This is a genomic window from Tsuneonella aeria (assembly GCF_009827495.1).
Taxonomy (GTDB): Bacteria; Pseudomonadota; Alphaproteobacteria; order Sphingomonadales; family Sphingomonadaceae; genus Tsuneonella; species Tsuneonella aeria.
In genome coordinates this window covers 1,439,007-1,459,201 of sequence record NZ_WTZA01000001.1, presented here as the reverse complement: position 1 = coordinate 1,459,201, position 20,195 = coordinate 1,439,007, and the positions used below count along the sequence as shown (strand labels likewise).

Below are 20,195 nucleotides of genomic sequence, written 5' to 3'. Positions count from 1 at the left end.
TTGGAGGTGCGGGAAAATGGGCGCGACGAACAAGGCGAAACGGAAGCAACCGGTTGCAAAATCCAAGGCAAACACGCCTAGCAAAACGATCGACCTTCCCGATCCGGGCACGGACGATCCGGACAAAGCCATGCGCTCTCTGGCGCGCAACGTGCCCGGCTGGGATGATCTGAGCGAAACTGAGCAAGAGGAACTAACTCGCCTCGTCCGCGCCTTTCGCAAGCGTGGAGACCCTGCAAAGGTTAAGATGACGCGCAAACCGGACGGAGGCTGGAGCATCGCCCCGCACGGCAAGAGCGAACTACTGGCCAGCCTCAAGCTGCATGACACCTTCGCTGCCAGCTCGATCGATCCGATAAACGCGCGCGCCCAAGAACTGCTGCGCTATCTCGGCTCAGTCGGCGCTGACAATGAGGGCCGCTATAACGCGGCGCTTTCATTCATCGAGAACATGAAGCCTCAGGATCAGGCGGAGGCTTTGTTGCTGGTGCAGATGTATTGCACCCATGACGCGGCGATCCGCGCGCTGAGCCAACTAGGATCGGCGGAATGGGTGCCGCACGCTCAGACTTTCGGGAACCTGGCGACGAAACTGCTGGGAACCTCTCAGCGGCAAATGGAAACGCTGGCCCGGATGCGCCGGGGCGGGGAACAGATCGTGAAGCATATCCACGTCGATAATCGGGGCGGGCAGGCCGTCATTGCCGAGAATGTCCATAACGGGGGGAAGCAAAATGGAAAAGCCGACGATCAATCCCAAGCAACCACAAACGGCGCGCCTAGGATCGGCCCCGCGTTGCTTGGCGCGGACCCGTTCGGGAGCGGAATGCCAATCCCCGGCGGTGAAAGGGCGGAAGCGGTGCCGAATGCACGGCGGGACGAACCCCGGCGCACCTAAAGGCAATCGCAACGCCTGGAAGCATGGCGGGCGATCCGCCGAAACCATGGCGGCGGCGCGATACCTAAGAGAGATTGCGCGGCTGGTGCGACATGAGCTGAATTAAGGCGCGCAGCCAGACCCATGCAGCTTCCAAGAACGAGGATTAACGCCGGTTTCCGTTTCGCCAGCGTGTAACCTCCGCTTCTGGGCGCGCCCCGCACGTCTCGCACCGCAGCCGGGCGATCAGCCGATAGAGCTTTGTGCGCCGGTCCACGCGGTGATAATCCGCAAACTCGCTAAGCTCATACGTTTCGTTTCGCCCGCAACCGCATTGGACTCGCAGAAAGGCATGCGGCTGATACCAGATTGGATCGATGGGCTTGGGGCTGGTGTAATCGGCCATTCGCTGGAACATGGCGAGAACAAACGAGTCGGAGAAGAGAGTAGGCAACAATGTGCAATCTCTATCGCATGACCAAGGCCACGGCGGAGGTCGCGCGGCTGTTCGGCGTGCAGAATGCAATGACAGGCGCGAACTTGGGGGAAGAGGTTTATCCCGGCTATCCGGGCGCGGTTGTGGCGCAAGGCGACCTGCGGCGGATGACTTGGGGTTTCCCGCTGGCGATGAAGGGAGCGAAAGGGCAGTTGCTGAAACCTCGCCCGGTAAACAATGCGCGCAGCGACAAGCTTGGCAGCTACATGTGGCGCTATAGTTTTGAGGAGCGGCGCTGTCTCATCCCCATGACCGGCTGGGCGGAAGCGGAGGGGCCGAAAGGCGCAATGACGCGAACCTGGTTGCGATTGCCCGACCGCGAAGTGTTTGCCGCTGCTGGTATCTGGCGCGCGAGCGAAGAATGGGGCGAAGTCTATTCGATGGTAATGACTGACAGCTGCGGAGCTGCGGCGGAATGCCATGACCGGATGCCAGTTTTGCTGGCAGAGCGTGATTATGAGGCGTGGCTGCGCGGGACAGTCGCGGACGCCAAGGCTCTATGTGTGCCGTTTGAAGGGGCCGTTATGTTAGACCGGACGACGCAGAAATGGAGCGCGCGCTAGGGACCGGCGCGCATCGCGGTGGCGGCGGTGCGCTGCGCCAAGGGAATGAAATGAGCAGGATTCGTTAGGCGCTACGAACCCTGAGTGGCCGAGCAAGGCTCAGGCGAACGCAATAGTCCGCGCCTTCATATCCTGCGCCCACGTTCGCTTTCGATGTGGCATGTCCGTTCGGCGCAACCGCTAACAATTCGGCCATTAACTCGCCAGATTCCAGCCGCGAAATAGAACCGACGCGCTGGCCCTCGATGAAAACGAAAAGGGCAGGCGATCCTTCGAAAGCCCCGATCACTAATTCAGCCGTCTTATCAACTGTCACACCGAAACGGGTTGAGCCGCCTGTAATGCGCTTCAATATCGCCTTGTGGAACGACTCGCCAACAACGTCCTGGTTGAAACCCCGTCCGGCCGCCAGCGCCGGTAGCTCGGCACGCTGCCAGAAAAATCCAGTTTGTTTGGCGCTGCGTCTGTCCGGCTTCACGCCAAACAACCGTTTCAAAAATGACATCGAAGCCCCCTTCCGCGCGTTGCTGGCAAGAATGCGCCAGCCTCAATCCAAACACAACAAAGCGAGCGGCTTATCGGGGAGCGGTTATGGGAACGACGCGTCCTTATTCGTAAAAACACAATTGTTTCAGAGGAAAGTGGCGGAGACGGAGGGATTCGAACCCTCGGTACCGGATTTACCAGTACGACGGTTTAGCAAACCGTTGGTTTCAGCCACTCACCCACGTCTCCGGATCGCAGCGGCGAGCGGGGCCTATAGCGGCGGGGTGTGGGGGCGGCAAGGGGGTCGACGGCGGCCGTGAAAAGACTCGGTTCACCGCAAACAGGATTCCATTCGGCGCGCATTCATTGCCGCTTCAGCGCGGCGGGCGTCTCTTGGGTGGTGGAATTCCCGGCGTTGGGGATGGAGGGAACAATGGTCATGCTCAACCGCCTCGTGCGTCGCGGATGGATTGCTGCGCTCGGGGCCGCCGCGCTGGCGGCTTCACCGGCTCTCGCGCAGATCGAAACGGTCGATCCCAACGCGGGTATCGACGCCGACCTGGCGCAACCCGCGCAGCAGCCGGCATACAATGCCGCACCTGCGCCGACCGCGGCGACCGGTGAAGTGGCTGCCGAATGGGCCGATCCGGTGGTGACGAGCCCGGAACCATCGGTCGCGGCGACGCAGGCTGCGGGAGATCCCGCGGTGGCAGCGGCGCAGGGCGACACCTACAAGAAGGACGACCTGATCGGCGCAGCCGAGGGCGTCTTCGGCAAGGGTGCCGAAGGGCTTGCACGCATGATCGAGGATCTGCTGGCGAAGCAGGGCGAACCCAACGGCTATATCGTGGGGCGCGAGGCGAGCGGCGCGTTCATCGTGGGCGCGCGTTACGGATCGGGCACGCTCTATCACAAGGTCGAAGGCCAGAAGCCGGTCTACTGGACCGGGCCGTCGATCGGCTTCGACGCCGGCGCCAACGCGGGCAACACGTTCGTGCTGGTTTACAATCTCTACGACACCGAAGAGCTGTTCGAGCGCTATCCTTCGGGCGAAGGCGCGGCCTACGCCATCGGCGGCCTCAACGCGTCGTACATGCGCAAGGGCGATGTCGTGCTGATCCCGATCCGCGTGGGGGCCGGCCTCCGGCTGGGGATCAACGCCGGTTACATGAAGTTTTCCAAGGAGCAGCGCTGGCTGCCTTTCTGACGGCGCCCCGCTCGTTCCGAAATCCTGCCGGGGCCGCGACGGGAAATCCTGTTGCGGCCCTTGGTGCGTGCGGTAAGTGGCCCTCATGCTCGAGAACCTGGACCCTGCCGCCCCCGATGCGCTGCTCGCGCTGATAAAGCTTCACGCCGCCGATCCGCGTAGCGACAAGATCGATCTTGGCGTGGGCGTCTATCGCACCGCGCAGGGCGACACGCCCGTGTTTGCCGCGATCAAGGCGGCCGAGCGGCGATTGGTGGAGACGCAGGTTTCCAAATCCTACCTCGGGCCCGAAGGCGACATGGGGTTCGTCCACGCCCTGATGCCGCACATCTTCGGCACGGACCCCACCATGGGCGGGCGGATCGAAGGCATGCAGACGCCCGGCGGCACGGGTGCCGTGCGCCTGGCTGCGGCGCTCGCCAAGGCGGCGGGCGTCACCCGCGTGCACATGGGCACGCCGAGCTGGCCGAACCACGCGCAGATCCTGGCGGACCTCGAGGTGGAGCCCGTCCCGTTCGAACACGCGCGCGCCGATGGCACCGCGAACGTGGACGCCGTGCTCCAGGCGATCCGCGGCGCCGGGCCGGGCGAGGCCGTGCTGCTCCATGGCTGCTGCCACAACCCCACCGGCATCGACTACACGCCCGAACAGTGGGACGCGATCGCCGCTGCGCTGGCGGACGGCGCGGTGCTGCCGATCATCGACGTCGCATACCAGGGCCTGGGTCACGGCATGGAGGCAGACGCGGTCGGCCTGCGCACCGTGCTGGCGGCCGTCCCGGAAGCGCTGGTGGCGTACAGTTGCGACAAGAACTTCGGCCTCTATCGCGACCGGGTCGGCGCGTTCTACGTCATGGCGCGGGACGGCGGCCAACTGCCGGCGATCCTGTCGAACGCGGCCGCGCTGGCGCGGGCGAACTGGTCCATGCCGCCCGACCACGGCGCCGCGGCGGTGCGGCTGGTGCTGGACGATGCCGAACTCGCTGCCCAGTGGCAGGACGAACTTGGCGTGATGCGCGCGCGGATGCGCCAGGTGCGGGACCGGCTGGCCGAGCAGGGGCTCGCCGGAACGATCGACCTTACCCCGCTCGCGGCGCAGAACGGCCTGTTCTCCATGCTGCCCCTCTCGCGTGAGCAGATCGCGATGCTGCGTGACGATCATGCCATCTACATGGCCGGGTCGGGCCGCATCAACGTGGCCGGCCTCACCGCCGACAATATCGAGCGATTCATCGCCGCCCTGACCGACGTCGCCCGCTGACGGGGCGGGCGTGAACCGCCAGCCTATTCTCCAGGGCGGCGCCGTCCATTTGCGGCCACTGCAGGCGGACGACTGGGACGCGCTCTACGCGGTCGCGCGCGACCCGCTGTTGTGGGAACAGCACCCCGTGCACGACCGCTGGCGGGAAGACGTATTCCGCACGTTCTTCGAAGACGCGCTGGCGGCCGGCGGTGCGCTGGTGGCGGTCCATCGCCCGAGCGGCGCCATCGCGGGGAGCTCGCAATTCCGTCCCTGCCCGCTCGACCCGCGCGAGATCGAGATCGGCTGGACATTCCTTGCCCGCACGCACTGGGGAACCGGGATGAATCGCGAGATCAAGCGGCTGATGATCGGCCATGCGCTTGCCCGTTTTCCCCGCGTCCTGTTCCGCATCGGGGAAGGCAATCTCCGTTCGCGCAAGGCGATCGAAAGGGTCGGCGGCCGGCTGGTCGAAGGCTGGGTGGAAGACGGCGCTTACCAGGGCCGCCCGGTGCGACATGTCGTTTACGAAATCACGCGGGACGATTTCACCGGCGGAGCGCTGGCATAAGCGAAAGGGCGGGCCGCATCTCTGCGACCCGCCCCGCTCGAGGTTGCCCCCAAAGGTTTCGCGATCAGCGCCGGTTGCGCTGGACCGGCTGGTTTTCCGGCGCAATCGAGATGCGCACCGTCTCACCACTGCGGCCGGGGAAGTCGGTGAACATCGCCTCGACCAGGTTGGGCACGAGGTACTGCAACCGGTTGGACGTGGACACTGCCTGGGCCTTGCCTTCGAAGAGGCGCTGGCCGGTGGCGCGCGAATCGATCTTCAGGTCGATCTCGCTGTTGTAAACGGTGTAAACGTCGACGCCGTTGTCGAACCACGGATCATAGAAGCCGTAGCTCCACGGCCGGCCCCAGTAACCGCGGCCGCCCCACGACGGACCCCAATAGCCGCGGCTGTAGCCGAAACGGCTGTAGCCATACCACGGGCTATAGAACGGATCGCGGAAGCCGGTGCGGCGGACGCGTTCGCGCCCCCGGTCGACGCCGTAATCGAAGCGGACGAGCAGGTCGGCTGACTGCGGCGATGCGGCCTGGGTGTAACCCAGCCGGGTCATGTTGGCTTCGACGAAGTCCGCGTACTGCGAAAACTCCAGCCCGCCGGCGAGCGAGGGATCTTCGGCCACCACGGCGAACGTCTGGCCCTGCGGCGCGGGAAGCTGCGCCTGATAGCGCTGGACATTGGCGTTGAACGGGGTGGCGCAGGCTGCGAGGGCGCCCAGTGCCAGCGGCACTGCGACCATCTTCAACTTGCGACCCCAATCGGTCAGAAATGACATTGGCGAACCCCTTGATCGAAAGCGACGAGCGCGGTCGGCCCGGTATCGGACCGGCTCAGGCTGTCATCTGTGCGGCAGGGTGTAAAGTAGGTGCGGTGAACCGAGTTTGAATGGTGTACTTCAGAAAAGTTAGCGCACCAGGCCGAGCGCCGCGTATGTCCTGTCGAGCGTTGGCTGGGCGATTTCGCGCGCGCGGGCGCTGCCGCGGGCGAGAATCGCATCCAGTTCCTCGCGGTCGGCCAGCAAGGCGCGGAAGCGCGCGGATATGGGGCGCAGCGTTTCCACCAGCACTTCGCCCAGCAGCGGCTTGAACGCGCCGAAGCCCTTGCCGCCCATCTGCGCCAGCACGGAATCTACCGGTTCTCCGGTGAGGACGGCATAGATCGCGACGAGGTTCGCAGCTTCCGGCCTGCCGGCTAGGCCCGCCGCTTCGGACGGCAGCGGTTCCGGGTCGGTCCGGGCCTTTTTGACCTTCGTCATGACGAGATCGGGATCGTCGACCAGGTTGATCCGGCTCATGTCGCTGGGATCGGACTTGCTCATCTTCGCGGCGCCGTCGCGCAAGGACATGATCCGCGCCGCATCGGGCGGGGTGATCGGATCGGGCAAAGTGAAGACCGGAGCACCTTCGCTCGCGAAGTCGTTGTTGAACTTCTGCGCGACGTCGCGCGCGAATTCGAGATGCTGCTTCTGGTCCTCGCCCACCGGGACGTGAGTCGCCTGGTAAAGCAGCACGTCGGCCGCCTGCAGCACCGGATAGGTGAACAGCGCCACCGACTGGCCTTCGCGGTTCTTGCCCGCCTTGTCCTTCCACTGCGTCATGCGATTGAGCCAGCCCATGCGGGCGGTGCCGTTGAGCAGCCATTGCAGCTCCGCATGGGCGGGGACTTGCGCCTGGTTGAACAGGACGGAGCGGGCAGGATCGATCCCGCAGGCCACCAGGGCCGCGGCCATTTCCAGCGTGGCGCGGCGCAGCTGTGCGGGCTCGTGCGGCTGGCTGATGGCGTGAAGGTCGGCCAGGAAGAACAGGCACTGGCCATCGTCGCCCAGTTCGTCCTGCATCCGCACCCAGTTGCGGATCGCGCCCAGGTAGTTGCCGAGATGAAGGTTGCCAGTGGGCTGGATGCCGGAGACGACGCGCATTTCTATTCCGCCAGATCGACCGGTCGGCCCGGACGACGGCGCCGTAGCTGGCCGATGAGGTCCTTGTCGAGGGCGCCGAGCACGAAAGCCGCGCCAAAGAAAATCGCCAGGCCGCCCAGCGTCAGCGCCGCGAGCGAGGCAACGCGTTCGATGACGTTCCCCGCGTACCATTCCGCCATCCGCGGCATCAGCCACCACAGGAAAGCGCCCATCACCGCGGTCGCGAGAACCTGCCGGGCGATCCGGCTGGCGAGCCGCGCGGTCATGCGGAACCAGCCGCGGCGCTGCAGCATGATGTACAGCAGGCACACGTTGAGCGTGGCGGTGAACGCCGTCGCGGCGGCGAGGCCGACGATGCCGTATCGCGGCACGACCCAGAAATTTAGCGCGATGTTGATGGAAAGCGCGGCCGCCGCGATCCACACCGGGGTGCGGGTGTCCTCGCGGCTGAAGAACGCCGGCTGGAACACCTTGACCAGGACATAGGCAGGCAGGCCGCAGACGAGCGCAACCACTATGTCGGCCATGATCGCCCCATCCGCCATGGTCATCTTGCCGCCGACGAAGAACGCGGTGACGAAGGCCGGCGCGCAGATCGCCAGCGCCGCGGCGGCCGGCAGGGTCAGCAGCGTGCCGACTTCTACCGCGTTGCCCTGCAGGCGCTGCGCTTCGGCCGCGTCGCCGCTCTGGATGTGGCGCGCCAGCATCGGCAGGATGGCCGTGCCGAGCGCGATGCCGAAGATGCCCAGCGGCATCTGGTTCAGCCGGTCGGCAAGCTTCAGCAGGGTGAGCGATCCCTGCGGCAGGCTGGTGGCGAAGAACGTGTCGACCAACTGGCTGATCTGGTAGATCCCCGCGCCGAACGTGGCCGGCAGGATCAGTATGCCGAGTCGCTTGACCTCGGGCGAAAACCGCGGCCGCGTGACCTTCAGCCGCACCCCGGCGCGCCGGGCGGCCCAGCTCATGTAGCCGAGCTGCACGATCCCGGCGAGGCACAGCGAAATGGCGAGCGCCCAGGCGACCACCGCATCGCTGCCGTCGTCACCGCGCAAATACCAACCCGCCACGATCCCGCCGATCATCACGATGTTGAGGAACACCGGGGCGAAGGCGCCGGGGGCGAAGCGGCTCCGCGCATTGAGCACGCCGGACAGCATCGCCACCAGGCTGACGAGGCCGAGATAAGGAAATGTCATCCGGCTGAGCCAGATTGACAATTCGAACTTGCCCGGCACGTCCTGGTATTCGCGCGCGAGCAGCCAGACGATGCCGGGCATCGCGATCATGCACAGCGCGGAGAATCCGAGCAGCACCCAGACGAACACCGACAGCACGTCGCCGGCAAAGGCGTCCGCCGCCGCCTCTCCCCCGTCCTCCGCGTGCAGCTTGCGCGAATACATCGGCACGAAGGCGACGCTGAAGGCCCCTTCGGCGAACAACCGGCGGAAGGTGTTGGGCAGCGTGAAGGCGAGTTGCCACGCGTCGGCCGCCAGCCCGGCGCCGAGCACGCGGCTGAGCAGCATGTCGCGCATGAAGCCGAACACGCGGCTGACCGCGGTCAGCGCGCCGATCGTCCCGACGCTGCGGACGAGATTGCTCACCCGCGCATTGCCCGGGACAGAGCGTGACTTCTCAGGCCTGGCCGGCCGGCGGCGGGACGCCGTTGGCGGCGGCGGCGGCCTCCTCGTCGGCGCGGCGCTGCATCTGCTGCAGGTACAGGCCGTTGAAATCGATCGGATCGATCATCAGCGGCTGGAATCCGAGGTCGCGGGTGGCATCGGAGATCACCCGGCGGGCGAACGGGAACAGGATGCGCGGCGCTTCGGCGAACAGGAACGCATGGCCCTGTTCCTCGGGAATGTTGCGCATGCCGATGAGGCCGCAATAGGCCAGCTCGACAAGGTAGAGTTCCCCTTCGGTGGACGTCGCTGTGACCTTCACCTTCAGCTCAACCTCGTGCAGTTCCTCGTTCACCCGCTGCGAGCCGATGTTGAACTGCAGATCGATGTTCGGCTGGCTCTGCCACTGGAAGCATGCCGGCGCGTTCGGGTTCTCGACCGACAGGTCCTTGACGTATTGGTTGATGATCCCGGCAACCGGCTGGTTGTCGGCGCCGTTGCCGGCGGCGGTGTTGTCGAGATCGAGGTTGGTCAGTACGTCGCCTTCGTCGGCCATGGTATCGGGGTTTCCTGCAGGCTGTGCGCGAAGCTGCGGCTTGGCGCGGGGATAATGGCCGCGCGCCTAGCACCCCCCGCCGCCGGCCGCAACGCCGCACCCGAATGGCCCGCCCGTGCGTTGCGGGTTTGTGTTTTGCCCCTATCTAGGGCACCATGGTTCAAACCGGGGCGCGGCCGGTGAGCACGTCGCCGCCCCATGTGAAAAACGGATCGAAACCGTGATTATTCAGATCGTCATCCTCGCCATGATCGCGGCATTCCTGGGCCTGCGCCTCTATTCGGTGCTGGGCCGCCGTGCCGAGCACGAGGAGGAGCCGGTTCCCACGCGGTTCGACCAGCCGGGACGCGCTGATCAGCCGGGCGCGCTGCCGCCGCCGCGCAACGCCCAGCCCTTCCGCCCCGCCGCCCTGGAAGGCGCGCTGCCGGCAGTGGAGCGCGGCGTGCGGGAGATCGCGGCCGCCGACAAGACGTTCGACGTATCGGGGTTCCTCGAGGGTGCGAAGGCGGCATACGGCATGATCCTGGAAGCGTTCTGGCGTGGCGACCGCGAGACGCTGAAGGAACTGTGCGACGATGACGTTTACGCCGGTTTCGAAGCAGCGATCGACGCGCGCGAAGCCGCTGGCGAGACACTGGAAAACCGGCTCGTCCGGATTGAAGACGCCGTGATCGACAGCGCCGAACTGGCGGCAGGCCAGACCGCGCGCGTCACCGTGCGGTTTGTCGCCGACATCGCGGCCGTCACCCGCGACCGGGATGGCGCTGTCGTTGCTGGATCGCTCACCGACGCGGTCGAGGCGCGCGATCTTTGGACGTTCAAGCGCGACGTGCGCACTGCCGATCCACACTGGCTTCTCGACGAGACGGACGAAGCCTGAGCGGCGCGTCCGCGGGATCGAATGCCGGGAAGGGGGCATATGCGTTTGAAGGTGGCGGCGATGGCCGCAATCGTGCCGCTGGCCCTTGCCGGATGCCGAGTGGTACCTCCCCCTGCGACTGGCCCCGTGCCGCTGCCGCCGTCGCCGACCCCGCCGCCAGCCGTCGTCATACCTCCGCCGGTCACGCCCACCAACGCGATCAGTGCCGGGCTGACGGCCGGACCGGCTATCTCCTCGCTTCCCGTCGGGCGCGGCGATGCGGCAGCCGCGATCGCGAGCTTCCGGGAAAGCTGCCCGCGCCTCCTCTCGCGCGCAGATGCCAGCGGGCTGACGAGCGGATCCCACTGGGAACCGGCGTGCACCGCCGCACGGAGCTGGGGCACGGCCGAACCGACCGCATTCTTCGATCGCTATTTCGAAACCGTGCGCGTGGGTCCCGGCACCGCGTTCGCGACCGGATATTACGAACCCGACATTCGCGGATCGCGCCTGCCTCTGCCCGGCTACAGCCAGCCGGTCTATTCCCTGCCCCCGGAACTGGAGCGCGGCTGGCCCGACAGCGTGCCCGCGGCCGAGCGTACAGGCCGTGCCCCACTGGGGCGGCGCGATGCGAGCGGCGCGTTCGTGCCCTATTACGAAAGGTCGGAAATCGTTTCCGGCGCGCTCGCCAATCGTGGGCTGGAGATCGCCTGGGTGGCCGATCCGGTAGAATTCTTCTTCCTCCAGATTCAGGGATCAGGGCGCCTGGTCGCGCCTGATGGTTCGGTCATGCGGATCGGATACGCCGGGCAGAACGGCCGCGAATATCTCGGCATCGGCAAAGTGCTGCGCGACCGGGGGCTGATCGGTCCCGGCACACCCTACGCCACATCGATGCAGGGCATCATGCAGTTCCTGCGCGCGCAGCCCGATGGCGGCGCCGCGGTGATGAACGAGAACAAGAGCTGGATTTTCTTCCGCGAGCTGACCGGTGACGGTCCATTGGGCGCGCTCAACGTGCCGGTCCGGCGGGAAAGCTCGGTCGCCGTCGATCCGGCGTTCGTCCCCCTGGGCGCACCGGTCTGGCTGGAAATGGACCAGCCCGAAGCAAACGGGCTGTGGATCGCCCAGGATACCGGGGGCGCGATCAAGGGGGCTAACCGCTTCGACACCTTCTGGGGTGCCGGCGACGATGCCCGCACGATCGCCGGGGGCATGTCCGCGCGGGGGAGCGCGCTCCTGCTGCTGCCCAAGGGGACGCTCGATCGCCTGCGCCAGCGATGAAGGCGCCGCGCGGCCTGTCCGCGGAGGAGGCTGCGGCCTGGGCGCACGTGGCGGCGACGGTGACGGCGCTGCACCCGGTGCGAAGCGTGAAGGGCGCACCGCACGGGTCCGAAGACGCTACGCCCGTCGGGAAAGCGGCCACGCCGCCGCCCTCGCTCCCCCCTCGTCACCCGCCGCAAAGCCCGCGCCTGCCAGCTTCACCGGGCGAGCGGACGCCGTCTGCCTCGCCTGGGCTCGATTCGCACTGGGATCGCCGCTTTCGCGCAGGCGCGATCACGCCCGACTTCACGCTGGACCTGCACGGCCACACGCTCGACCAGGCCCACGCGCGGCTCGATGCGGGGCTGTCGCAGGCCAAGGCGATGGGCGCCCGGGTCGTGCTTGTGATCGCCGGCAAGCCGCGCCCGGTCGATGCCGCCGACCGTGGCAGCCGCCGCGGCGCGATCCGGGCAAAGGTGCTCGACTGGCTCGCCGCCGGTCCGCACCGGTCTGATATCGCCGCCATTCGTCCGGCGCACCGTCGCCACGGCGCGGAAGGTGCATTCTACCTGGTGCTGAAGCGTCGCCGCTGATTTCGGCCTGAATCGACCGCGCACCAACCTATCTGCGCCGCCCCGTTGCACGCAAAAAGGGCCCCGGCATCTCGTGCCAGGGGCCTCTGTACGATCCGATCGGCCCGGTCAGGCGTGGTATTTGGCGTAACTGAGGTCGAAGCGATCGGCGTTCATGACCTTGGTCCAGGCCTTCACGAAGTCTTCCAGGAACTTCACCTGGTGGCCATTCTCGGCATAGATCTCGCCCACCGCGCGCAGTTCGGAATTCGAACCGAAGATGAGGTCGGCGCGCGTGGCCCGCCATTTCTCGCCGCCTTCCTTGCGGTCCGTGGCGACATATTCCTCGCCGTCGGAATCCTCCGCCACAGCCCACACGTTCGTCATGTCGTAGAGGTTGACGAAGAAGTCGTTGGTCAGCTTGCCGGAACGCTTCGTGAAGTGCCCGTGGCTGCGTTCGCCATGATTGGCGCCCAGCACGCGCAGGCCGCCGATCAGCACCACCATCTCGGGCACCGACAGGCCAAGCAGCGAAGCGCGGTCGAGCATCATTTCTTCGACCTTTACGGCGAGTTTCTTCTTGCCGACGTAGTTGCGGAAGGCATCGGCTTCCGGCTCCATGGGCGCGAAGCTGTCGGCGTCGGTCTGATCCGCGGTCGCATCGCCGCGACCTCCGGTGAACGGAACGGCCACGCTGTAACCGGTGCCCTCCATCGCCATCTCAAGACCCACGACGCCGCCCAGCACGATAGCGTCGGCCAGCGACATTCCGCCGCGCAGCCCGCCCAGCGTGCCGATCACCTTGGCCAGCATCTCCGGTTCGTTGACATCCCAGTCCTTCTGCGGGGCGAGCGCCACGCGCGCGCCATTGGCCCCGCCGCGGTGGTCGGACTTGCGATACGTGCTCGCCGAAGCCCAGGCGGTCTTCACGAGCTGGCTGACGGTGAGGCCGCTGTCCCTTATCTTCGCCTTTAACGCTGCCACGTCGGCATCGGACGGCCGCGTGCCGGCAGGGATGGGGTCCTGCCAAATCAAGTCCTCGGCCGGCACTTCGGGCCCGAGGTAACGGATCTTGGGTCCCATGTCGCGGTGAGTCAGTTTGAACCACGCGCGCGCCCACGCGTCCTTGAACGCCTCGTGATCGGCGCGGAAGCGTTCCGAAATGGCGCGCAGTTCCGGGTCCTCGCGCAGCGCCATGTCGGCGGTGGTCATCATCGTGGGGACCTTCTTGTCGGGGTCCCATGCAGCGGGGGCCATGTCCTCTTCGCGCTGATTGATCGGCTGCCACTGCTGTGCCCCAGCGGGGCTGCGAACCAGTTCGTATTCGTAATCCAGCAGCAGACGGAAATAGTTCTCGCTCCATTGGGTGGGGGTATTGACCCAGGACCCTTCGAGTCCGCTCGTCACGGTATGCTCGCCGACGCCGCTCTCGTGCTGGCTGACCCAGCCGAAGCCTTGCGCCGTGAGATCGGCCGCTGACGGGGCACCGCCGAGCAAGGCGGGGTCGCCGTTGCCATGCGCCTTGCCGAAGGTGTGCCCGCCGGCGGTCAGCGCGACGGTTTCCTCGTGGCTCATCGCCATGCGTTCGAACGTCGCCTTTATGTCGCGCGCCGATTGCAGCGGGTCGGGATTGCCGCCCGGCCCCTCGGGATTGACGTAGATGAGGCCCATCTGGATCGAGGCCAGCGGTCCTTCCAGTTCGTGCATGCCGTGTTCGGGCGCGATGCGGGTCTGCACGCCTTCGTTGACCCACTTGTCTTCGCTGCCCCAGTAGATGTCCCGCTCCGGCTCGAACACGTCGGCCCGGCCGCCGCCGAAGCCGAATGTCGGGCCCCCCATCGATTCGATGGCGACGTTGCCCGCCATGATGAACAGATCGGCCCAGGACAGATTCCGGCCATACTTCTGCTTGATCGGCCAGAGCAGGCGCCGCGCCTTGTCGAGATTGCCGTTGTCGGGCCAGGAATCGAGCGGGGCGAAGCGCTGCTGCCCGCTGTTGGCGCCCCCACGCCCGTCCGCCGTGCGGTAGGTGCCCGCCGCGTGCCAGGCCATGCGGATGAAGAAGGGGCCGTAATGGCCGTAATCCGCCGGCCACCAGGGCTGGCTGTCGGTCATGAGCGCTGTCAGGTCCGCCTTGACCGCATGGTAATCGAGCGCGTTGAACGCCTCCGCGTAGTCGAAATCCTCGCCCATCGGGTTCGATGGCCCGTTGGGATTGAGCACTTCAGTGGCGAGCATCTCGGGCCACCAGTCGCGGTTCGTCCGGCCCAGCAGGCTGCGGACCCCACCATTGCCTTGGCCCATGGGGCAGCCGCCCTCGATCGATCCGGTCTTCGCATCCATGGCATCATCTCCTCGTCACAAAGCACCGGCGCTTTTTTGCGCCATGTGACAAGGATGATGCGCCTCGCCCGCGAGCGGGTCAAATCGATTGATTGCGCTTCATTGATAGATTGGACCGATGATCACCAGGCTGTCCCGCAGGTCAGGCGGCCTGCGCGATCTGGTCGGCCGGCGCGGTGCGGATGATGTAATCGAACGCCGCCAGCGCGGCCTTCGATCCGCTACCCATGGCGACCACGATCTGCTTGTAGGGAACCGTGGTAGCATCGCCCGCTGCGAACACGCCCGGCAGGTTCGTGCGCCCGGCGATATCGTTGACGATCTCGCCATGCTGCGAAAGCTCCAGCCCGCTTTCGGCCAGCCATTCGGTGTTCGGGACCAGGCCGATCTGGACGAATACGCCTTCCAGTTCGATCCGACGTTCGTCGCCGCTATCCCGGTCGCGCAGGACCATGCCGTTGACGCGGTCGCTGTCGCCGAGCACCTCGGTCGTCTGGGCGCTGGTCACGATCTCGACGTTGGCCATGGAGCGCAGCTTGTCCTGCAGGACAGCGTCGGCGCGCAAGACGTTGTCGTATTCGACCAGTGTAACGTGCTTCACGATGCCCGCAAGATCGATCGCTGCCTCAACGCCGGAGTTGCCGCCGCCGATCACGGCCACGCGCTTACCCTTGAACAGGGGACCGTCGCAGTGCGGGCAATAGGCCACCCCCTTGTTACGGTATTCCGCTTCACCGGGCACGCCCAGCGTGCGCCAGCGGGCGCCCGTCGCGAGGATGACGCTGCGCGCCTTGAGGGCACCGCCACCAGCGAAGTGCACGGTGGCGAGGCCGCCGGCTTCCGCGGCTGGTTCCAGGCGTACCGCCTGGGCGAGGTTGAAGATCTCGATGCCGTTGCTGTCGACCTGCGCCTTGAGGTCGGCGGCGAGCCGCGGTCCTTCGGTATAGGCGGTGCCGGGCAGATTCTCGATGCCCAGTGTGTCGTTGAGCTGGCCGCCCATGCGCTCGGCCGCGATGGCCGTGCGGAAGCCCTTGCGCGCGGTGTAGATCGACGCCGCGACGCCGGCCGGGCCGCCGCCGATCACCAGCACTTCAAACGGTTCGGCTGCGTTCAGCTTCTCCGCCGCCTTGTCGCCTGCGCCGCTGTCCAGCCGGGCAAGGATTTCGGCAAGGTCCATCTTGCCGTTCCAGAACGGTTCGCCGTTAAGGAAGGTCGCCGGGACGGCCATGACCCCGCGTTCCTCGACCTCGTCCTGATAGGCACCGCCTTCGATCAGGGTGGCGGTGATGCGCGGATTTTCGAACGCCATCAGCGTCAGGGCCTGCACCACGTCGGGGCAATTGTGGCACGATAGGGAGAAATACATCTCGAAAGCGAAGTCGCCTTCCAGATCGCGGATCTGCTGGAGCTGTTCAGCGTCCACCTTGGGCGGATGGCCACCGGCCCACAGCAGGGCCAGGACGAGGGAGGTGAACTCGTGCCCCATCGGCAAGCCGGCAAAGCGCACCCAGCGCGCCGGATCGCTTGCGCGGCGAATGATGAAGCTCGGGCGCCGTTCGTCGGTTCCTTCGAAGCTGGCGCTGACCATGTCATGCAGCGCGGCAATGCCGGTAAGCAGCTCGCGCGTCTGCTGGCTCCGCGCATCGTCGCCCACCGAGGCGATCAGCTCGATCGGCTCGCGCAGGTTGGCGAGGTAGGTCTTGAGCTGGGTCTGCATCGCGGCTTCGAGCATGGCGGAAGTCCTTTGAACGGTTGGAGGAAAAAGGCCCGGGGCGAGGGGGAGCCCCGAGCCTTCCAGCGACCCGAGCGAGGAGGGCTCGGGCTTTGACAGGCTGTCTGCGCGGATGCGCCGCGGCCCGTCTATGGGGTGTCGTCAGAGCTTGCCGACGAGATCGAGGCTGGGCGCGAGGGTGTCGCTGCCTTCTTCCCAGGCGGCCGGGCAAACCTGGCCGGGATTGTTGCGGACGTACTGCGCGGCGCGGATCTTGCGGACCAGCTCGTTCGCATTGCGGCCTACGCCTTCGCAGGTGATTTCCATGATCTGGATCACACCGTCGGGATCGACCACGAACGTGCCGCGGTCAGCGAGGCCCTGGCCTTCGCGAAGCACGCCGAAGTTGCGCGCCAGCACGTGGTTCTGGTCACCCAGGAACGGAAACTGCAGCTTGCCGATCTTGTCGCTGGTGTCGTGCCACGCCTTGTGGCTGAAATGGGTGTCGGTGCTGACCGCATAGACGTCCACGCCAAGCTTCTGGAGCATGGCATAGTGTTCGCCCAGATCTTCAAGTTCGGTCGGACATACGAACGTGAAGTCCGCCGGATAGAAGAAGAAAACCGCCCACTTGCCTGCCACGTCGGCATCGCTGACATCAAAGAAGTCCTTGCCGGCCTGGAACGCCGTCGCGGTGAACGGTTGGATGGTGCTGCCGATGATACCCATGAATGATTCTCCTATCGGGATGAAACTTGCAGTGACCACATAAGTGCTGCTGCGCTGCACAAAAGCCGATTTGTGCGATTGCTGGCATCGGAATTTCCGATAACTCTTCGATGGTTGAGCATCGGAAAACAGAAAATGTGTTCCGGTCCGGTGAAAGCCTGCTACTGCAAACTCTTCGCAATAGATATGAGGATTACCGAATGCGCAAGATTGTCACGCTCACTGCTGGCATGATGGCGAGCGTCGCCCTGGCCGCCTGCTCGCAGGCCGATACCGCCGCCCATAGCGACGCGGCGACGGGCGCCACCGCCGCTGCATCCAGCGATGCCGCCGCGACCGCGGCGGCGACGGCAAGCGCGGCCGTGCTCGATGCCAACACCGCGACCGAGGAGCAGCTTGCCGCCGCGCCCGGGATGACGCCGCAACGCGCAGCCGCCGTCGTGGCCGGCCGGCCCTACGCGGGCGCGGCCGCGCTCAACGCGAAGCTGCTGGAAACCGGTTCGCAAGCAGAAGCGAGCCAAGTGCTCAACGGCGTGTTCGTGCCCGTCAACCTCAACACGGCCAGCCGCGAGGATATCGCTCTCATCCCCGGCATGACCGACCGGATGATCGGCGAATTCCTGGAATATCGACCGTATGAAGACATGGCCGAATTCGACCGCGAGATCGGCAAGTATGTCGACGCGACCGAAGTCGCCCGCTTCCGCAATTACGTCACGCTCTGACGCCACTGCAGCGCGATCCTGGCTCCTTCGATAAGGGCCAGGATCGCGATGTGGATGTAGGCGACCGTCGGGTCAAATGCGGCAAGCGCCCAGTGCGCAAAGACCAGTATGGCGGCGGGATAGACCAAGCGGTGAAGACGCTTCCAGCCGCGCTTCAACGCCCGGACCGAAACGTCATTAGAGGTCGCTGCGAGCGGAATGAACAGTGCAAGGGCCAGCCAACCGGTGAGCATGTCCGCGCCCGCCGCTTCTGTCAGCACGAGTTCGGCGGCGCCCTTGTCGACAAGGTAGATCAGGGTATGGCCCGCCGCGTATAGCGCGCTTGCCACCCCCAGGTCGCGCCGGCGGCGTATCGCCCAGACCGCGATCGATGACTTGCGAAAGGCGAGCCGAACCGGCGTCACCGCCAATGTCGCCAGCAGCAGCCAGGCAGCCCAGTCGCCGCTGTCGCCTATGGCGTGTCCGAAGCCGTATGCGTCCGGTGTCGCCAACCAGCGCCAGGCGATCCAAAGGGCGGGCAGGGCGAGCACCAGCCACAGCAGCGGGCGCCTGCGAGCGTGTGCCGTCAAGGCGCTATTTCCGCCCCTCCGCACTGCGCGCGGTGCAGCAGCTTTTGATCGGCCAGTACCAGCGCCATCATCGCGGCCACGACGGGAGCACCGCGAATGCCGACGCATGGATCGTGCCGCCCCCTGGTGCGGATTTCGGCGGCGTTTCCTTCCCGGTCGATCGTGTCCACCGGTGTGAGAATCGAACTCGTCGGCTTGAAGCCCACACGCACAACCACCGGCTGCCCGGTCGAGATGCCGCCCGCGATGCCGCCCGCATGATTGGCGCCGAATACCGGGCCCTGCGGCCCTGGCTGCATCGGGTCCGCATTCTGCTCCCCGGTCACGCGGGCCGCGGCGAAACCGTCCCCGATTTCCACCGCCTTTACCGCATTGATGCCCATCATCGCGGCGGCAAGATCGGCGTCGAGCTTGCCATAGATCGGCGCGCCCCATCCGGCGGGCACCCCGTAGGCGACGCACTCCACCACCGCGCCTAGCGACGATCCGTCGCGCCGCGCCGCGTCGACCGCGGCCGCCCAGCGCCCGGCCGCCGCCCGGTCGGGGCACCAGAACGGGTTCGCGTCGATCGCATCGGCATCGAAGTGCTCGCGATCGATGGCGTCACCGCCGATCTCGACCACGTACGCATGGATACGCACCTCTGGGATAACAAGCCGCGCAACCGCGCCCGCCGCCACCCGCGCGGCGGTCTCCCGCGCAGAGCTGCGCCCCCCACCACGATAGTCGCGAAAACCGTACTTGGCGTCGTAGGCGTAGTCGGCGTGTCCGGGACGGTAGGCGTTGGCGACCTCCGCATAATCCTTCGATCGCTGGTCGACGTTCTCGATCATCAGGCTGATCGGCGTGCCGGTCGTGCGTCCTTCGAAAGTGCCTGACAGCACGCGGACCGCGTCCGGTTCCTGCCGCTGGGTCGTGAACTTGTTTTGCCCCGGACGCCGCGCATCGAGGAACGGCTGGATGTCGGCTTCCGTCAGGAGCAGGCCCGGGGGGCACCCATCGATTATGGCACCCAGCGCCGGCCCATGGCTTTCGCCCCAGGTGGTCATGCGCAACACGCGGCCGAAAGTGTTCCAGCTCATGATGCGGTTCATAATCCAACGGCCGTTCGTGTCGAGCGTGGTCGAGACACGGGGTTCTTGGCCCCGCGATTGTTTTCCTACGCGCGCCGCGTGTGCCATGTGGTTGTGAACATCAATCTCCACCGTGGTACACGGTTGCCTGCGGACGATCGCGACGCAGCGCTGGCCAAACGGCCGCGAAGCGGGCAGGAACAAAGCATGATTGCGAAGCTGCGCGGCATTCTCGACGAAACCGGCACCGACTGGGCGGTGATCGACGTCGCCGGGGTGGGCTACCTCGTGCATTGTTCGTCGAAGACCCTGGCCGCTGTGGGCGAATGGGGCGAGGCATGCACCCTGTTCACGGACCTCCAGGTGAGCGAGAACGACATGCGTCTCCTGGGGTTCGCCACCGCGGGCGAGCGCGACTGGTTCCGCCTGCTCACCCAGGTGCAGGGCGTGGGGAGCAAGGTCGCGCTCGCGATACTCTCGGCGCTTTCGACCGAAGACCTCCAGCGCGCGTGCGCGGCGCAGGACGCCGCCACTGTCGCGCGCGCACAGGGCGTGGGGCCAAAGCTTGCGAGCCGGATCGTCAACGAATTGAAGGACAAGGCAGGTCCCCTGCCGGGCGCGGTTGGAGCGGCCGCGTCGCTCCCCCGCGGCGGTGCGAGTGCCGACGCGGTGAGCGCGCTCCAGAACCTCGGCTTCAAACCCGCGATCGCGGCTGCCGCCGTCGCGCGCGCGATCGAGGAACTTGGCGAAGGAGCGGGCGAGAGCGATCTCATCCGGGTCGCGCTGCAGAGGGCGGCGGGGTGATGCGAACACAGGCCAGG

The 20,195-nt window shown here is 66.2% G+C and carries 21 protein-coding genes and 1 tRNA gene; 11 read left to right on the top strand and 11 right to left on the bottom strand.

Annotation, left to right across the window (positions count from 1 at the left end):
* The first annotated feature begins 16 nt into the window (after positions 1-16).
* From GRI40_RS07220 to GRI40_RS07215, 3 genes are all read left to right on the top strand, one after another.
* A complete protein-coding gene (locus GRI40_RS07220; protein ID WP_160610705.1) occupies positions 17-898 on the top strand; it encodes a hypothetical protein in 882 nt (293 codons plus the stop codon).
* Positions 843-1,004, top strand: a complete 162-nt coding sequence (locus tag GRI40_RS14130; protein WP_420006865.1) for a hypothetical protein — start codon at positions 843-845, stop codon at positions 1,002-1,004. The genes GRI40_RS07220 and GRI40_RS14130 overlap by 56 nt, the downstream gene beginning before the upstream one ends.
* A gap of 329 nt (positions 1,005-1,333) precedes the next feature.
* A complete protein-coding gene (locus GRI40_RS07215) occupies positions 1,334-1,936 on the top strand; it encodes an SOS response-associated peptidase (RefSeq protein WP_160610704.1) in 603 nt (200 codons plus the stop codon).
* 64 nt (positions 1,937-2,000) lie between these two features.
* Here the strand turns inward: GRI40_RS07215 and GRI40_RS07210 are convergent, their stop codons facing one another.
* Together GRI40_RS07210 and GRI40_RS07205 are read right to left on the bottom strand one after the other, a co-directional pair.
* Positions 2,001-2,441 (bottom strand): hypothetical protein, encoded by a 441-nt coding sequence (locus GRI40_RS07210; protein ID WP_160610703.1) that lies wholly within the window; start codon positions 2,439-2,441, stop codon positions 2,001-2,003.
* Positions 2,442-2,578: 137 nt separating this feature from the next.
* Positions 2,579-2,671, bottom strand: a tRNA-Ser gene (locus GRI40_RS07205).
* Between the two features lie 190 nt (positions 2,672-2,861).
* Between GRI40_RS07205 and GRI40_RS07200 the strand changes: the two genes are divergently transcribed.
* The 3 genes from GRI40_RS07200 to GRI40_RS07190 all read left to right on the top strand — a co-directional run bounded on the left by GRI40_RS07200 (position 2,862) and on the right by GRI40_RS07190 (position 5,440).
* On the top strand, positions 2,862-3,629 hold the full coding sequence (locus GRI40_RS07200; protein ID WP_237489017.1) for a DUF1134 domain-containing protein: 768 nt from the start codon (positions 2,862-2,864) through the stop codon (positions 3,627-3,629).
* An 85-nt stretch (positions 3,630-3,714) separates the two neighbouring features.
* Positions 3,715-4,890 carry an amino acid aminotransferase gene (locus GRI40_RS07195; RefSeq protein ID WP_160610702.1) on the top strand — a complete coding sequence of 392 codons (1,176 nt, stop codon included), beginning with the start codon at positions 3,715-3,717 and terminating at the stop codon, positions 4,888-4,890.
* Positions 4,891-4,900: 10 nt separating this feature from the next.
* Positions 4,901-5,440 carry a GNAT family N-acetyltransferase gene (locus GRI40_RS07190; protein ID WP_160610701.1) on the top strand — a complete coding sequence of 180 codons (540 nt, stop codon included), beginning with the start codon at positions 4,901-4,903 and terminating at the stop codon, positions 5,438-5,440.
* Between the two features lie 64 nt (positions 5,441-5,504).
* Here the strand turns inward: GRI40_RS07190 and GRI40_RS07185 are convergent, their stop codons facing one another.
* The 4 genes from GRI40_RS07185 to secB form a co-directional block, all read right to left on the bottom strand.
* Positions 5,505-6,212 carry a DUF4136 domain-containing protein gene (locus GRI40_RS07185; RefSeq protein WP_160610700.1) on the bottom strand — a complete coding sequence of 236 codons (708 nt, stop codon included), beginning with the start codon at positions 6,210-6,212 and terminating at the stop codon, positions 5,505-5,507.
* Positions 6,213-6,341: 129 nt separating this feature from the next.
* Complete coding sequence (gene trpS / locus GRI40_RS07180; RefSeq protein ID WP_160610699.1) at positions 6,342-7,355, bottom strand: tryptophan--tRNA ligase; 1,014 nt, start codon at positions 7,353-7,355, stop codon at positions 6,342-6,344.
* Positions 7,356-7,357: 2 nt separating this feature from the next.
* Positions 7,358-8,956 carry a murein biosynthesis integral membrane protein MurJ gene (gene murJ / locus GRI40_RS07175; protein WP_160610698.1) on the bottom strand — a complete coding sequence of 533 codons (1,599 nt, stop codon included), beginning with the start codon at positions 8,954-8,956 and terminating at the stop codon, positions 7,358-7,360.
* A gap of 31 nt (positions 8,957-8,987) precedes the next feature.
* A complete protein-coding gene (gene secB, locus GRI40_RS07170; RefSeq protein ID WP_160610697.1) occupies positions 8,988-9,530 on the bottom strand; it encodes a protein-export chaperone SecB in 543 nt (180 codons plus the stop codon).
* Between the two features lie 220 nt (positions 9,531-9,750).
* Between secB and GRI40_RS07165 the strand changes: the two genes are divergently transcribed.
* The 3 genes from GRI40_RS07165 to GRI40_RS07155 are packed head-to-tail and all read left to right on the top strand — an operon-like array spanning position 9,751 to position 12,245.
* A complete protein-coding gene (locus tag GRI40_RS07165; RefSeq protein ID WP_160610696.1) occupies positions 9,751-10,410 on the top strand; it encodes a Tim44/TimA family putative adaptor protein in 660 nt (219 codons plus the stop codon).
* Positions 10,411-10,449: 39 nt separating this feature from the next.
* The gene (mltA, locus tag GRI40_RS07160; RefSeq protein ID WP_160610695.1) at positions 10,450-11,673 is read left to right on the top strand and encodes a murein transglycosylase A; all 1,224 of its coding nucleotides are present in this window, start codon (positions 10,450-10,452) and stop codon (positions 11,671-11,673) included.
* Positions 11,670-12,245, top strand: a complete 576-nt coding sequence (locus tag GRI40_RS07155) for a Smr/MutS family protein (protein WP_160610694.1) — start codon at positions 11,670-11,672, stop codon at positions 12,243-12,245. The genes mltA and GRI40_RS07155 overlap by 4 nt, the downstream gene beginning before the upstream one ends.
* Before the next feature lie 108 nt (positions 12,246-12,353).
* Here GRI40_RS07155 and katG read toward each other — a convergent pair whose 3' ends face one another.
* The 3 genes from katG to ahpC form a co-directional block, all read right to left on the bottom strand.
* Entirely contained in the window at positions 12,354-14,567 is a 2,214-nt protein-coding gene (gene katG / locus GRI40_RS07150; RefSeq protein WP_160610693.1) for a catalase/peroxidase HPI, read from the bottom strand.
* 142 nt (positions 14,568-14,709) lie between these two features.
* Positions 14,710-16,299, bottom strand: coding sequence for an alkyl hydroperoxide reductase subunit F (gene ahpF, locus GRI40_RS07145; protein WP_160610692.1), 1,590 nt, complete (start codon positions 16,297-16,299; stop codon positions 14,710-14,712).
* 141 nt (positions 16,300-16,440) lie between these two features.
* Entirely contained in the window at positions 16,441-17,007 is a 567-nt protein-coding gene (ahpC, locus tag GRI40_RS07140) for an alkyl hydroperoxide reductase subunit C (protein WP_160610691.1), read from the bottom strand.
* 200 nt (positions 17,008-17,207) lie between these two features.
* Between ahpC and GRI40_RS07135 the strand changes: the two genes are divergently transcribed.
* Positions 17,208-17,732: a hypothetical protein gene (locus GRI40_RS07135; protein WP_160610690.1), complete on the top strand. Its 525-nt coding sequence runs from the start codon at positions 17,208-17,210 to the stop codon at positions 17,730-17,732.
* On the opposite strand, the gene GRI40_RS07130 is transcribed toward GRI40_RS07135, so the two are convergent.
* Positions 17,717-18,301: a ferric reductase-like transmembrane domain-containing protein gene (locus tag GRI40_RS07130; protein ID WP_237489016.1), complete on the bottom strand. Its 585-nt coding sequence runs from the start codon at positions 18,299-18,301 to the stop codon at positions 17,717-17,719. The genes GRI40_RS07135 and GRI40_RS07130 overlap by 16 nt on opposite strands.
* The gene (aroC, locus tag GRI40_RS07125) at positions 18,298-19,383 is read right to left on the bottom strand and encodes a chorismate synthase (RefSeq protein WP_160610688.1); all 1,086 of its coding nucleotides are present in this window, start codon (positions 19,381-19,383) and stop codon (positions 18,298-18,300) included. The genes GRI40_RS07130 and aroC overlap by 4 nt, the downstream gene beginning before the upstream one ends.
* Positions 19,384-19,581: 198 nt before the next feature.
* Here aroC and ruvA point away from each other — a divergent pair, with 198 nt between their 5' ends.
* Positions 19,582-20,178 (top strand): Holliday junction branch migration protein RuvA, encoded by a 597-nt coding sequence (gene ruvA, locus GRI40_RS07120; RefSeq protein ID WP_160610687.1) that lies wholly within the window; start codon positions 19,582-19,584, stop codon positions 20,176-20,178.
* The last annotated feature ends 17 nt before the right edge of the window (positions 20,179-20,195 follow it).

Bases quoted from the DNA above. Each gene is read 5' to 3' on its own strand.
- katG (WP_160610693.1), bottom strand. From the start codon at position 14,567: ATGGATGCGAAGACCGGATCGATCGAGGGCGGCTGCCCCATGGGCCAA.
- GRI40_RS07200 (WP_237489017.1), top strand. From the start codon at position 2,862: ATGCTCAACCGCCTCGTGCGTCGCGGATGGATTGCTGCGCTCGGGGCC.
- mltA (WP_160610695.1), top strand. From the start codon at position 10,450: ATGCGTTTGAAGGTGGCGGCGATGGCCGCAATCGTGCCGCTGGCCCTT.
- GRI40_RS07220 (WP_160610705.1), top strand. From the start codon at position 17: ATGGGCGCGACGAACAAGGCGAAACGGAAGCAACCGGTTGCAAAATCC.
- ruvA (WP_160610687.1), top strand. From the start codon at position 19,582: ATGATTGCGAAGCTGCGCGGCATTCTCGACGAAACCGGCACCGACTGG.
- GRI40_RS07215 (WP_160610704.1), top strand. From the start codon at position 1,334: ATGTGCAATCTCTATCGCATGACCAAGGCCACGGCGGAGGTCGCGCGG.
- GRI40_RS07135 (WP_160610690.1), top strand. From the start codon at position 17,208: ATGCGCAAGATTGTCACGCTCACTGCTGGCATGATGGCGAGCGTCGCC.
- aroC (WP_160610688.1), bottom strand. From the start codon at position 19,383: ATGAGCTGGAACACTTTCGGCCGCGTGTTGCGCATGACCACCTGGGGC.
- secB (WP_160610697.1), bottom strand. From the start codon at position 9,530: ATGGCCGACGAAGGCGACGTACTGACCAACCTCGATCTCGACAACACC.
- GRI40_RS07210 (WP_160610703.1), bottom strand. From the start codon at position 2,441: ATGTCATTTTTGAAACGGTTGTTTGGCGTGAAGCCGGACAGACGCAGC.
- GRI40_RS07195 (WP_160610702.1), top strand. From the start codon at position 3,715: ATGCTCGAGAACCTGGACCCTGCCGCCCCCGATGCGCTGCTCGCGCTG.
- ahpC (WP_160610691.1), bottom strand. From the start codon at position 17,007: ATGGGTATCATCGGCAGCACCATCCAACCGTTCACCGCGACGGCGTTC.
- ahpF (WP_160610692.1), bottom strand. From the start codon at position 16,299: ATGCTCGAAGCCGCGATGCAGACCCAGCTCAAGACCTACCTCGCCAAC.
- GRI40_RS07155 (WP_160610694.1), top strand. From the start codon at position 11,670: ATGAAGGCGCCGCGCGGCCTGTCCGCGGAGGAGGCTGCGGCCTGGGCG.
- GRI40_RS07185 (WP_160610700.1), bottom strand. From the start codon at position 6,212: ATGTCATTTCTGACCGATTGGGGTCGCAAGTTGAAGATGGTCGCAGTG.
- trpS (WP_160610699.1), bottom strand. From the start codon at position 7,355: ATGCGCGTCGTCTCCGGCATCCAGCCCACTGGCAACCTTCATCTCGGC.